This is a genomic window from Pseudomonas sp. S30, from assembly GCF_016518545.1.
Lineage (GTDB): Bacteria > Pseudomonadota > Gammaproteobacteria > Pseudomonadales > Pseudomonadaceae > Aquipseudomonas.
Genome location: NZ_JACVTO010000019.1, coordinates 68,228 through 82,661 on the forward strand (window position 1 = coordinate 68,228; position 14,434 = coordinate 82,661).

Sequence of the window (14,434 nt, forward strand, 5' to 3'; positions counted from 1 at the left end):
GGGTTTTTTCATGCCCAAATGCCACCAAGGACGCTAAGGTGGTTGAAGGAGGTTCGTTCGCCAGCCTTTCGAAGGACCGTGCTTTACCGATTGCAAGGAGTTGCCCATGACCGCTGCCGACCCCCTCGCGCCCCGCGTGCTGATCGCCGAAAGCGACCCTTCCATACGCGACGCGCTGCGCCGGATGCTGCTGGAGCTGTGCAGCGACGCTCGGCTCGAAGTGTGCGCCGACGGCTCGCAAGCCTTGAGCGCGTTGTCGAGCCAGCCCGACCTGATCATCGCGGCCCGCGAGCTGATCGGCCTGGACGGTCTCGATCTGCTGCGCAAGGTGCGCGGCGCGAGCGCACGGCCCGGCCTGCCGTTCATCCTGATGAGCGAGCGCAGCGACAGTGCCAGCGTCAAGGAGGCCCTGCCGCTGCACCCCACCGCTTACCTGAGCAAACCGCTGAACCTGGACAACCTGCGCCAGCGACTGGGCAACCTGCTGGCCGGCGCCGGTGATCAGGCGAGCACTGCGCTGCCGCCCTTGCCGGCCGGTGCCCGTCTGCCCGCGTATCTGGAGCAGCGCCGAGCCACGGCCGATGGCGGCCCGCTGTTCGCCGACGTGCGCGCCGCGGTCAAGCGTGCGCTGGATCCCCACGGCCTGGACCTGCGCAAGCTGGAAGAGCAGGTGCACCAGGACCCGCAGATCACCGGCGTGCTGATCGCGGCGGCGAACAGCGCCGCAGTGCATCGCCAGGTGCCCGTACAGACCCTGCACCAGGCGCTGGACACGCTCGGCAGCACGCAGAGCATGAACCTGCTGCTGGGCCTGACCCTCAAGCGCAGTGCACGCCTGAGCGATCCGCTGCTGGCACGGCATGCCGCGCATTACTGGCAGTTGTCGCTGCGCACCGCCGACCATGGCCGCACACTGGCACGTCTGCTCGATGTCGACCCGGAGCGCTGCTACTGCGCCGGTCTGCTGCATCGCCTGGGCGAGCTGGCGGTGCTGCGGACCCTCGAGGAGTGGCGCCTGGCTGGTGGCGCCCTCGACGAAGACCAGGTGCAGTTGTCGCTCAACGCCTTCGGCGCGCCGTTCGGCTCGGCACTGCGCACCCGCTGGCGGCTGCCGCTGGACCTGCGCGAACTGATCGCCGCGGTGTACCAACTGGGCGGCGGCGTGTATTCGCGGGACATCCTGGCGATGAACCTGGCGGGGCAGTTGTCGCGCTTGTCGGCTGCGCAGAACAACGCGGCGGTGGCCAGCAGTAAGCCGGCGCGGTTGCTCAAGCTCGGCATGGCGGACCTGGATCGCCTGCGCCCGCCCCCGGCTGTGCCGGTCGAGGAGTCGGAGCAAGAGTCGGCGATGGTCAGCGCAGCTGCGGGCGATGGGGACTTACCGGCAGAAACGGACCCTGCGCAGCAAACCAACACCAGCGAGCCGCCCAGGCCCTGATGGGGGTGAACGGGCGACGCAATATGTCGCAGCTTTAGCGATTCCGTTCACATTTTAAGCGGCTGTCAGACATTTCCTACGAACGGTCGCAACTTTCTGAACATCGACCCGTCTTAGCGCTCGGTTGACCGCGCCCGGTATGGGGCGTGGTGGAGCCCATTCCCCCTCGATCATCGGCCCACAAGGATGTGCCATGCAGCCTGTTGCCCGTCGTCCGGCACCGGTCGCGCGCGCCTCGCGCACCACCGCTGTTCGCTGTCTTTCCACCGCCTGGCTACTGTTGGCCGGGCTCGCCTGTGCCCAAGCCAGCCTGGCGGCGGGCCCCGAAGAGGAACTGCAACGCCAGCGTGAGCGCGAGCGTGTATTGCGCGAGCAGCTCGACACCCGTCCTGACGTGCGCCTGGAGGCCGAGTCCGCCCTAGGGGCTGACGCACGCCTGCCGCAGAATGAAGCGCCGTGTTTTCGCATCGAGCAGATCCGCCTGATCGGCGAGGCCGCCGAGCGTTTCCAATGGGCCTTGCGCGCCGCCAATCCGGCCCACGATCCCGCCATCGGCCAGTGCCTCGGCGCGGGCGGTCTGAACCTGACCATGAAGCGCGTGCAGAACGCGATCATCGAGAAAGGCTTCGTCACCACCCGCGTGCTGGCCGAAGCCCAGGACCTGAAGAGCGGCATCCTGGTGCTGACCCTGCTGCCCGGCCGTATCGGCCAGATCCGCTTCGACGCCGCCACCAGCGACCGCGCCAACGCCTGGACCGCCCTGCCGGCGCGTTCGGGCGACCTGCTCAACCTGCGCGACATCGAGCAGGGCCTGGAAAACTTCAAGCGCGTGCCCACCGCCGATGCCGACATTCGCATCGCGCCGGCCAGCGCCACCGACGCCAAGCCCGGCGAGAGCGACGTGATCATCGCCTGGCGCCAGCGTTTCCCGGCGCGGGTGAGCCTGTCGGTGGACAACAGCGGGAGCAAGACCACCGGCAAGTACCAGGGCTCGGTGGCGCTGTCGCTGGACAACCCGCTGTCGCTCAACGACCTGTTCTACGCCAGCTTCAACCACGACCTGGGCGGCGGCGAATCTGGCAGCAAGGGCACCAAGGGCCACACCCTGCATTACTCGCTGCCGTTCGGCTACTGGCAGCTGGCGTTCACCAGCAGCGAGTACGACTACCACCAGACCGTGGTCGGCGCGAACCAGAACTTCACCTACCGGGGCGAGAGCCGCAACAACGAGCTGCGCCTGTCACGGCTGGTATACCGCGATGCGGTGCGCAAGACCACCCTCTGGGGCAGCCTGTGGACGCGCTCTTCGGACAACTTCATCGACGACGCCCAGATCGAGCAGCAGCACCGGCGCATGGCCGGCTGGCAGGCCGGCATCGGCCACCGCGAGTTCATCGGCGCCTCCACCCTGGACCTGGGCCTGAGTTATCGCCGCGGTACCGGCGCCCATGACGCCCTGGCCGCCCCCGAAGAAGTCTCGGGCGACGGCAGCGCCCGCGCCAAGATCATCCTCGCCGATGCCCAGTGGCTGGTGCCCTTCACCCTGGCCGAGCAGCGCCTGCGTTACATCGGCACCTGGCGCGCCCAGTGGAACCGTACCGAGTTGGTCCCCCAGGACCGTTTCACCCTCGGTACCCGCTACTCGGTGCGCGGCTTCGACGGCGAGAACATCCTGTCCGGCGACCGTGGCTGGACCCTGAGCAACGAAGTGGGCCTGGCGCTGGGCAACAGCGGCCAGGAAGCCTACGCCGGCATCGACTATGGCGAGGTGGGCGGCAATGCCGCCGACTACCTGGTGGGCCGCCGCCTGGCCGGGGCCGTGGTGGGCATTCGCGGCGGCTACCGCAACCTCACCTACGACTGGTCGTGGGGTACGCCGCTGAAGAAGCCCGATGGCTTCGACACCAGCCACTTCAACAGCGCCTTCACCGTCGCCCTGTCGTTCTGAGGACACGCCCATGCGCCTGGACACCTTCGACATCACCGCCCCGGCCGTCTTCGACGAGCCCTGGAACGAAGCCACCGCGCTGGGCAGCGCCACCTGGCTGTGGATGCAGTCCGCCGCGCACCGCGATGCGCCGCTGCACGCGCTCTCCACCCTGCTGCTGCCGGCGCTCAAGCAGCGCCAGTTCGTGCTTGGCAGCGAGCACGGTCGCCCGGTGTTCTACCTGTCGTGGCTGAGCCTGAGCGAGGACGCGGAGCGCCGTTACCTGACCCGCTCGCCCATGGAGATGGACCCGGACGACTGGCACAGCGGCGAGCGGCTGTGGGTCAACGACTGGATCGCGCCGTTCGGCCACACCGCCGTGCTCAGCCGCCTGCTGCTCAGCCGGGTATTCCCCGACCGCTGCGCACGCGCGCTGTATCACAAGGGCGAACAGCGCGGCTTGAGGATCAAGACATTCCACGGCATCGGTGTGATCCCCGAACAGGCGCGTGCCTGGTTCGCCGCTCATCCATTGGTCACCGGCGTTTGAGTCGCCAGCAAAGGGACTTGCATGAACAAGCATCTGCATCGCGTCATCTTCAACAAAGCCCGCGGCCAGCTCATGGTGGTGGCCGAGAACGTCAGCGGCCAGGGCAAGGCGCCGGGCACCCGTGAGGCTGCCAGCCTTGGCCCGCGTCGCTGTGTGGCCACCCTGGGCGGGCTGCGGTTCGCCTTGATGGCGGCGCTGGGGCTGGTCAGCCTCGGCATCACCCCGGCCTGGGCCGGCGGCATCGTCGCCGACCCCGGTGCGCCAGGCGGGCAGCGGCCGATGGTCATCGACAGCGCCAATGGCACGCCGCAGGTGAACATCCAGGCGCCCAGCGCGGCGGGGGTGTCGCGCAACCAGTACAGCCAGTTCGACGTGGACTCGCGTGGCGCTATTCTCAACAATGCCAGCACCAATGCCCAGACCCAGCTCGGCGGCTGGATACAGGGCAACCCGAACCTGGCCAACGGCAGTGCGCGGGTGATCCTCAACGAGGTCAATGCCAGCAACCCCAGCCAGTTGCGCGGCTATGTCGAGGTCGCCGGCCAGCGCGCCGAGGTGGTGATCGCCAACCCGGCCGGTATCACCTGCGATGGCTGCGGTTTCATCAACGCCGACCGCTCCACCCTGACCACCGGTCGTGCCCAGCTCGAAGACGCGCGCATCGTCGGCTATCGGGTCGAAGGCGGCACCCTGACCATCACCGGCAAGGGCCTGGATGCCCGCGACAGCGACTACACCGACCTGATCGCGCGCAGCGTGAAGGTCAACGCCGGGGTCTGGGCCAAGGACCTCAAGGTGACCACCGGACGCAACCAGGTCACCGCCGACAACAGCCAGGCCACGGCGCTGGACGACGACGGCAGCGCCAAACCCGAGGTGGCCATCGACGTCGCCGACCTGGGCGGCATGTACGCGGGCAAGATCAAGCTGGTGGGCACCGAGGCGGGTGTGGGCGTGCGCAACGCCGGGCAGATCGGCGCCATGGCCGGCGAGGTGAGCGTCACCGCCGATGGTCGTTTGGTGAACCAGGGCGCCATCAGCAGCGCCGGCGATACCCGTATCGCCACCGGCAGTGGTGTGGATAACAGCGGCAGCGTCTATGCCAAGGGCGCGGTGCAGGTCAGCAGTGCGGGCACTGTGGATAACTCGGGCACCGTGGCTGCCCAGGGCGATGTCGCCCTCCAGGCAGGGAAGCTGAACAGCTCGCGCGACGCGTTGCTGGCGGCCGGCGTGGATTCGTTGGGGGTGTCCAGTGGCCAGGCGGCGTTGCGGGTGGACGCGCAGCAGATCGTCGACCAGGGGCAGAACCACGCCAGCGGCGCGGTCACGTTCAAGGGCGAATCGGTCGACCTCAGCCATGGCAAGACCCAGGGCGCGAGCCTGTCGCTGAGCGCCGGCAGCGGCGACCTGGACCTGCGCGACGCCACGCTCGACAGCGCCGGCACCTTGCAGGCGAATACCCGTGCTACGCTGCGCAGCGACCGCAGCAAGGTCAACGTCGGCCAGTTGCAGGTCGATGCCGCGAGCATGAGCAACGTCGCGGGCGACCTGGTGCAGACCGGCACTGGCGACAGCCGCATTGGCGTGCGCGACAACCTCGACAATAGCAATGGCCGTATCGCCAGCAATGCCGGCAACCTGACCCTGGACAGCGGCACCTTTAACAACCGGCAAGGTACGGTCGAGCACGCCGGCAGCGGCCAGCTGGCCATCGACACGCGCGTGCTCGACAGCACCGCCGGCACCCTGGCCAGCAATGGCGCGCTCGCGCTCACCACGCAGCAGGCGCTGCTCGCCGACAGCCAGGTGCAGGGCCGCAACGTGTCGCTCGACAGCCCAGAGCTCGACACCCGCAACGCCAACGTCATCGCCACACAGGGCGGCAACCTGAGCGTGCGCAACGCCCAGCGCCTGGACAACCGCGGCGGCACCCTGGCAGCCGGCGGCAACCTGGACATCAGCGCCGAGCAGGTACGCAACGACGGCGGCCGGCTCAGTGCAGGCGCCGCCCTGAACCTGCGCGCCGAGCGGCTGGACAACCTCGCCGGCACCGTCGCCGCGACCCAGGCCATGCAGGTCATCGCCGCTCGCCTGGACAACACCGACGGTACCCTTGGCTCGGTACAGGGCGGGGTGCGGCTGGACATCGCCGACGACGCCCTGCTCAACCAGCGGGGGCGGATCGAAGCCGCGGGGCTGGTTCAGGTCAGTGCCAAGGGTATCGACAACCGCCAGGGCACCCTCAGTGGCGGCCAGCTGCTGCTCGACAGCCGTGGCCAGACGTTCGACAACGACGCCGGGACCCTCGACGCCGGGGCCACCCTCGACCTGCGCAGTGGCGAGCTGCGCAACAGCGCCGGCCTGATCCAGGCCGGTGGCCGACTGTTCGTCGACACCGGCAGCCAGGTCTTGCGCAACACCGCCTCCGGCATCGACAAGGGCATCGTCGGCCAGGACGCCGTGGAACTGCGCAGCGGTCAATTGCTCAATGACGACGGTTTCATCGCCGGCAAGGGCGACGTGCTGCTGGTCGCCCAGCAGGTGCAGAACCAGGGTGAAGTGGTCGGCGAGCGTCAGGTGCAGGTGCAGGGCCAGCGCCTGGACAACCAGGGCGGCAAGATCCAGGCCCGTGGCGACCTGCAACTGGCCCTGAGCCAGGCCCTCGACAACCGCGACGGCCTGCTGCGCAGTGCCGGGCAGTTGAGCGTGCAGACCGCCAGCCTGGACAACCGCAGCACGGCTGCCACCGGCAAGGGCATCGAGGGCCAGTCGCTGCTGCTGCGCGCCGATGCCCTGGACAACGGCAACGGCGCCCTGCGCGCGGACCAGGGCATCGACCTGGGAGTCGCCGGCACGCTGAACAACGACCAGGGCCTGATCTCGGCAGGCGGCGAATTGCGCCTGGCCGATCGCGACCCGGCGCAGGCGCGGCTGCGGGTGGACAACGGCAGTGGCACGCTGATCGCCGGTCGCCTGCTGGCGATCAACGCTGCCTATTTCAGCGGCAGCGGCCGAGGGCTGAGCCTGGGTGACCTGCAACTGCGCCAGCAGGGCGACCTGGTCCTGGCCGGGCAGCTGCAGGCCAACGGCACGCTGGACCTGGAGGTGGGCGGCCAACTGAGCAACAGCGGCCAACTGTTGGCCAGCAAGGCCCTGACCCTGCGCGCCACTCACCTGGACAACAGCGCCCAGGGCGAACTGTCGGCAACCCGGGTGGACCTGCGCCTGAGTGGCCAACTGACCAACCGTGGCCTGATCGACGGCCAGCAGGTGCGCCTGCAAGCCGACGAACTGTTCAACCTCGGCACTGGCCGTATCTATGGCGATCGCCTGGCCATCGCCAGCCGCCACCTGGTCAACCGCGACGAGAACGACCGCGCCGCCACCCTCGCTGCCCGCGAGCAGCTGGACATCGGCACCCAGCGCCTGGACAACCGCGAGCAGGCGCTGATCTTCAGCGCCGGCGACCTGGCCATCGGGGGGGCGCTGGATGGCGACGACCATGCCACTGGCCGGGCCACCCAGTTGAGCAACGCCAGTGCCACCGTCGAGTCCCTGGGCGACCTGCGCCTGGCGGTCGCCGAGCTGCGCAACACCAACGAGCATTTCAGCACCACCGAAGTCCAGGTCAGCGACGAACAGTTGCGCGAATACCAGATCAGCGGCTCGCCCAATCGCTACCGACCGGACGAGATCTCCGTCTACAACGACGAGGTCGACCACCTGCGCACCCCCGAAGGCGTGCGTGACAACTTCAACCGCTACGACTACACCCGCAGCGTCACCGAAACCCGTATCGCCACCTCCGCACCTGGGCAGATCCTCGCTGGCGGCGACCTCAGCTTCAGCGGCGACACGGTGTTCAACGACAAGAGCCGCATCCTGGCCGGGGGCGTGCTGCAGGCCGGCGCCGCCCAGGTGACCAACACCGAGGTGGATGGGCGCCGCGTCACCACCGATGTGGGCACCGCCACCAACTTCTACCGCATCCAGCGCAAGGGCCGTGACCGCCAGGGCAGCAACATCGCCGCCTACCGTCCGGCGCCGCTGATCCAGGACATCGACCTCACGCCCACCGAATATGGCGAGCACGCCACCATCAACGGCAGCGGCACGCAGATCGCCGGGCGCGCTCAGCAGCAGGTCGGCCAACAGGTGGCCACGGTGGGCGCGGTCGACACCCAGGTCGCCCAGCAGAACCGTGTCGGCGCGGTGGTATCGGTCAAGCTGGCCGACGGCAAGGGCGTGGCCGACCAGGTGCGCAGCGGCGGGCTGAACCTGGCGCTGCCCAGCAACAGCCTGTTCCAGACCAACCCCGAGACCACTCGCGGCTACCTGATCGAGACCGACCCGCGCTTCACCAGCTACCGCACCTGGCTGTCGTCGGACTACATGCTCGATCGGTTGCAGCTCGATCCGGCGCTGACTCAGCAGCGCCTGGGCGACGGCTTCTACGAGCAGCGTCTGATCCGCGAGCAGGTGGCCCAGCTCACCGGGCGGCGCTTCATCGACGGCTTCGCCAACGACGAGTCCCAGTACCGTGCGCTGATCGACAACGCCGTCACCGTCGCCAGTTCCTGGAACCTGGTACCGGGGGTCGCATTGACGTCCGAGCAGATGGCCCAGCTGACCAGCGATATCGTCTGGCTGGTCTCGCGCGACGTCACCCTGCCCAACGGCCAGACGCGCCAGGTCCTGGTACCGCAGGTGTACGTACGCGTGCGCGACGGCGACCTGGATGGCAACGGCGCGCTGATCGCCGGCCAGCAACTGCGCCTGGACCTCTCCGGCGACCTGCTCAACAGCGGCAGCCTGGGCGGGCGCAGCGTGGTGGCGCTGACCGCGCAGAACATCGACAACCTCGGCGGACGCATCCAGGGCAACAACGTCGCGCTGCAAATCCGTGACAACCTCAACAACCTGGGCGGCCTGATCGGCGCCAGCGACAGCCTGGCGCTCAAGGCCGGGCAGGACATCAACGTCCGCTCGCTGACCCAGGACAGCGTCAGCGAGCAGGGCAGCCGCACCGCAGTGTCCCGCGTCGCCGGGTTGTTCGTCAGTGGCGAGGGCGGGACCATGCGCGTGGCCGCCGGCCGCGACCTCAACCTGGCGGGCGCGCAGGTGGTCAATGCCGGCGCGGGCGGTGTCAGCCAGCTCGAAGCCGGGCGTGACGTCAACCTGGGCACCGTGGCCGAACAGCACCAGCAGGCGATCAGCTGGAACTCCAGCAACTGGCGCAACGAGGCCAGCCGTGGCGAAGTCGGCAGCACCGTGCAGAGCACGGGCGACCTGCATATCCAGGCCGGCCAGGACATCGCCGCGCGCGGCGCGACGGTTGCCAGCGACCAGGGCATGGTGATGGCCCAGGCCGGTCGCGACATCGCACTCAGCGCAGCCGAGCAATATCAATTCGCCGACGAAGCCCACAAGTTCAAGGGCAAGAGCGGCCTGCTCTCCAGCAAGACCACCACCCTGCGCGACACCGTCAGCCAGACCCAGGCCCAGGGCAGCACCGTCAGCGCCGAGCAGACCTACCTGCAGGCGGGGCGTGATATCGGGGTGCGCGGCAGCGACGTGGTCTCCACCCAGCAGACCGTACTGGCGGCCGACCGCGACATCAATGTCGAAGCCGCCAGCCAGAGCGCCAGCGAGCGCCACGACAAGTCGGTGAAAAAGAGCGGCCTGTTCAGCGGTGGCGGCCTGGCCCTGACCATCGGCACCCAGCAGCAGAGCGTCAAGGACCTCACCACCCGCGAAACTGCCCGCGCCAGCACGGTCGGCAGCACCGAAGGCGACGTGTTGATCGACGCCGGGCGCCAGTACCGCCAGGTGGGCAGCGACGTCATGGCGCCGAAGGGCGATGTGGATATCCTCGCCCAGCAGATCGCCATCACCGAGGCGCGGGAGCTCACCGACCGCACCCACGAGACGCGCTTCAAGCAGACCGGCTTCACCGTGACCATCACCAACCCGGTGATCAGCGCGATCCAGACCACCCAGCAGATGCAGCGCGCCGCCGGCAAGACCGAGGACGGCCGCATGCAGGCGCTGGCCGCCTCCACCGCAGCGCTGGCGGTGAACAACGCCGCCACGTCGGTGGCACAGGACCCGGGCGCGGCCGGTGGGGTGAACATCAGCCTGTCGCTGGGCACCAAGCAGCAGGAAAGCACCACGGTCCAGCACAACGACACCGCAGCCGGTTCCAAGGTGGTCGCCGGCAACGATGTGCGCCTGCGCGCCACCGGTGCCGGTCGTGACAGCGACATCACCGTACAAGGCAGCGAAGTACGTGCAGGCCGCGACGCCACCTTGGCCGCCGATGGCGACATCAACCTGCTGGCCGCACGCAACACCAGCCAGCAGGACAGCGACAGCAAGGGCAGCAGCGCCAGCGTCGGCATCGGCCTGTCGCTGGGTGGCTCGCGCAACGGCTTCACCCTGGACCTGGGCGTGAGCGGCAACCGCGGCGAAGCCGACGGCGACACCCTGACCCACAGCAATGCCCGGGTCGAGGCCGGCAATCGCGCCACCTTGATCTCCGGCGGCGACAGCAACCTGCGCGGCGCGGTGGTCAGTGGTCGCGAAGTGCTCGCGGATGTCGGCGGCGACCTCAACATCGAAAGCCTGCAAGACACCGACACCTTCAAGGTCGACGAGAAGAGCATGGGCTTCGGCCTGAGCCTGTGCATTCCGCCGTTCTGCTATGGCATGAGCTCGGTCAGCGGCGGCAGCGCCAACCTGGGCGGCACCGACATGGACTCGGACTTCGCCAGCGTCACCGAGCAGTCCGGGATCAAGGCCGGCGACGGCGGGTTCGATGTGCGCGTGGCCGGCAACACCGATCTCAAGGGCGCTGTGATCGCCAGCAGTGACAAGGCCGTGGCCGAAGGCAAGAACCGCCTGGAGACTGGCAGCCTGACCACCAGCGACATCCGCAACAAGGCCGAGTACGACGCCAGCACCTTCAACATCGGCGGCGGCTACAGCGAGATCGGCAAGGACCAGGACGGCAAGGTGCAGACCGGCGGCGCGATCACCCCCGGCACCGAGATCCCGACCAACGACAAGCAGATCGGCGCCAGCCTGCCGATCGCCATCAGTGCCAGCGACAGCGCCAGCAGCGTGACCCGCAGCGGCATCAGTGGTGCCAGCCTCCTCATCACCGATGCCGCCGCCCAGCGCGAGCGCACCGGCCAGAGCGTCGAGCAGACGCTGGCCGGGCTCAACCGCGAGGTATCCAGCGACCGCGACGACACCAACGCACTCAAGCCGATCTTCGACGAAGAGCAGATCCGCTCGGGCTTCGAGATCGTCAACGCCTTCGCCAACGAGGCCGGCACCCTGCTCGCCAACAAGGCCAAGGAGGTCGACGACAAGCGCAAAGAGGCCGATGCAGCCGACGCCAAGGCCCTCGAAACCAGCGACGCAGAGCTCAGCCAGGCCCTGCGCGACCAGGCCATCCGGCTGCGCAACGAAGCCGATGGCGTGGCCGGCAACTGGGGCGCCGGCGGCACCTACCGGCAGATCACCACCGCCCTGGTCGCCGCCGCCAGCGGCAACATCAGTGCCGGCAACGGCGCGTTCCTGCAAGGCATGGTGGTCAACTACGTGCAGCAGCAAGGCGCCGGTTACCTCGGTGACCTGGTCGCCGACGGCACCCTGGTCGAAGGCACGCCGATGCACGCCGCCCTGCACGGCATCCTCGCCTGCGCCGGTGCCGCCGCCAGCAGCCAGAGCTGCGGCAGTGGCGCTGCCGGCGCGGCGGCGTCGAGCCTGCTCACCGGGCTGTTCTCCGAAGCCAGCCCGACTGAGAGCGAACGCGAGCGCGAGGCCAAGCGAAACCTCATCGTCAGCCTGGTCACCGGCCTCGCCGCCACCACCAGCCTCGACGCCGCCACCGCTACGGCGGCGGCCTCCGGGGCGGTGGATAACAACTGGCTGGCGACTCAGCAGTACGTGCAGGCGCGCAAGGAGCTCAAGGAAGCCGAAGGACGCATCGACGAACTCAAGGTGCTGGCTAAGTGGGCGTACATCAGCAAAAAGCAGGATCTGTTGACCCAAAGCGGGGTTGGCCAGGGCTTGATCAAGGCCGGCTTTGACGATATCTCGGGGCTGGCGCAGATGCTTTTGCATCCGGTCGAGACGGTCAAGGCCATCGGCGGCTTGATCGACGATCCGAGTGCATTGGCCGGTTACCCGGCAGAGGTCAAACAGAACATCAAAGACAAGGTCGCCCGTATCGAGAACGCGCTTACCGTCGGCGGTGATGCCAATGCCGAGCAGATGGGTTACGACATTGGCGAACTGGTGTGGGACGTTGGCGGCCTCGTCACCGGGGTTGGCGGGGTTGCCAAAGGCGGCGTCAAGCTGGCCTCGGTGGGTATCAAGCTGAGTACCAAAAAGCTTGAGCAGATGGCTGAACGACAGATTGTCAAGAACCTTGAGTGGCAGGCGGGTAAAGGCGAGTACACCGCTAAGCTTGGCGGGGGCTACGGCTCGCCGTCGACCGTGACCCACAATGGTCAGGTGGTCGAGAATGCAGGAGACTTCTCAGGTTCGCTGCCCAAGCCTGCGGGCAAGGGGGAAGGTGGTGCTGGGGCGAAGGAGCCGGGGCAAGCCAACCCCGATATCGTCGATCCGCCCAAGTTCAGCTCGATTGAAGACCTGTTTGGTCAAACGTTTGAAAGCATTCCATTGTCACACCTTCCCAATTGGAAGACCGGTTCCCTGGTAAATGATGGCAAACTCGGGGAGCAACTGGCCGTGCAGGTCCTGAACGAGAAAACCGGCCTCAATTTCAAACCTCTGCAAAACAGTAGCAACCACGGTTGCGATGGCTGCGCGGTTGCGATCAATGGGGATACGATCACAGTGGTGGTGATGGATGCGAAGTCTTCGGTGAATGGCGTGAATAAGGCCGCTACGCCGCATGGAGATCCGGCGACGAGGTTGAGAGGGTGGCTGGGTAATAGCTCGATTGCCGATTCAGACCCAGCGTTACGCGATGCTTTGCGAGCAGCGTTGCTTTCTGAAAATGCCAAGGTCCAAGGCGTGACCGTCAAAGTGGGTGTTCCTGCCGCCGGCAGAACAGGTGTAGCAGAATTTAAGGTGGAACCATGGTCCAAGAAATAATTCAGTGCGAGCGCTCGGGCGTAAACCCGAAATGGCCCTCCTACAAAAGTGTGCTGGGGCGCATAGCCAAGGGGCCACATGTCTCGGATGAATATGAGATAGCCGGTATTCGCGAGTACGCTACTCGCGAGGATGCTTCGCCGAAGCCTTCAATGATGGTTCCAAACAGAAACAATGCAACAGATGCTCGTGCAGAATGGATGTCGGTGACAAGGGCTCACAAAGTACTTGCCACTGCAACGGGAAACCCGCGATGGCTTTCTGAATTGGCACACTGGATGCGTTACTACCAAGTAGGCATTTGGCAGTTGTTTTTTTGGGCGGGGCAGTTTGACGTTTTGGCTAAAGCTGTAGGTAATGACAGACGCCAAGAAAACTACAGCTTCCAAACCGCCACCAACATGATGGGCGCAATGGCGATTTTGGGTTGGAAGGATGCCGTCATCCATCAGGGCTATCTCACTCATGCGGCGCTTAATCGCAGGCATCAGTTGGTAATCGAGTACGAAGAGGAGCACCGCCGCGCTCAAGCCTTTATGCTGCGCGTGTTTGCCGATTGGGTGGGCGATGTTTCACACCAGTGGCCGGCTTATGCGTATGACGAGCCCATCTACGAAGTTCTTTTGGCTAACTGGCGCACTCCCAATCCCGAGGACTTGCTGCCCTGTCTGCTCGCTGCTTGTGATCGCCATACCTGGCAAACCGGCAGAGACAGCCAGAAGAACTCCTATGATTTCAATCAGGATTGGCACTTGGAGCGCGTGCCGGTGGAAATTCTCTACCTACTGCGTCTGCGCCAATGGGAAGGCTTGCCCAATCCGCAGGAAATCGATCATCCCCTGATGGCCGCGCCCTTTGACAAATTGCCGCCCGAGCAACCAGTGCCTGAATTCGACGAGCTGATGCAGGGTGTGCTCAAGCGCGCAAGAGAGGACTGGCCACAGTACGATGAGGTGCTGTCTTTGACAGAGTTGAAGCGTTGAACAGAGGCAGGATCCATCTTGGGTTCTGCCAACCAGGCAGTGTCTAGTGTGGAGCTGATGAGTACAGATCAGGAAATTTATCAGCGCTTGGGTGAAATACTTTCGGCGGTCGTGCCCCAGCAGGCTCAGTGGGTTTCTGTTGAGGTCGAGCTGTCGCCGACCGGCGACCATGCCAAGCTGTTTTATGACTATCAGGCTGAGGGAAGCGAGCCGCAGTGGTTCGTGCCCGAACCTGCGCGTGTTGATCATGACATCCGGCTCCTGTTGATACAGCTGCGTGAGTATTTTGCGGGAAGCAATCTGTTCGAGCGAGACAAACCGTGGGCGCGCTGCATGATCAAACTGGATCTGCAGACCGGCAAGTTAGCGGCAGACTTCAAATACGAATGATGGATGGCGGCTGG

The 14,434-nt window shown here is 66.5% G+C and carries 6 protein-coding genes; all 6 read left to right on the top strand.

Annotated elements, in window-relative coordinates:
- Positions 1-106: 106 nt before the first annotated feature.
- The 6 genes from IAE34_RS19370 (at position 107) to IAE34_RS19395 (ending at position 14,420) form a co-directional block, all read left to right on the top strand.
- A complete protein-coding gene (locus IAE34_RS19370) occupies positions 107-1,438 on the top strand; it encodes an HDOD domain-containing protein (protein ID WP_200140558.1) in 1,332 nt (443 codons plus the stop codon).
- Positions 1,439-1,631: 193 nt separating this feature from the next.
- Complete coding sequence (locus IAE34_RS19375; protein ID WP_200140559.1) at positions 1,632-3,386, top strand: ShlB/FhaC/HecB family hemolysin secretion/activation protein; 1,755 nt, start codon at positions 1,632-1,634, stop codon at positions 3,384-3,386.
- A gap of 10 nt (positions 3,387-3,396) precedes the next feature.
- Positions 3,397-3,915 (top strand): toxin-activating lysine-acyltransferase, encoded by a 519-nt coding sequence (locus IAE34_RS19380; RefSeq protein ID WP_200140560.1) that lies wholly within the window; start codon positions 3,397-3,399, stop codon positions 3,913-3,915.
- Positions 3,916-3,936: 21 nt separating this feature from the next.
- Positions 3,937-13,047 (top strand): two-partner secretion domain-containing protein, encoded by a 9,111-nt coding sequence (locus tag IAE34_RS19385; RefSeq protein WP_200140561.1) that lies wholly within the window; start codon positions 3,937-3,939, stop codon positions 13,045-13,047.
- Positions 13,048-13,355: 308 nt separating this feature from the next.
- Positions 13,356-14,030, top strand: coding sequence for a hypothetical protein (locus IAE34_RS19390; protein ID WP_200140588.1), 675 nt, complete (start codon positions 13,356-13,358; stop codon positions 14,028-14,030).
- Positions 14,031-14,048: 18 nt separating this feature from the next.
- Positions 14,049-14,420, top strand: coding sequence for a hypothetical protein (locus tag IAE34_RS19395; RefSeq protein WP_200140562.1), 372 nt, complete (start codon positions 14,049-14,051; stop codon positions 14,418-14,420).
- The last annotated feature ends 14 nt before the right edge of the window (positions 14,421-14,434 follow it).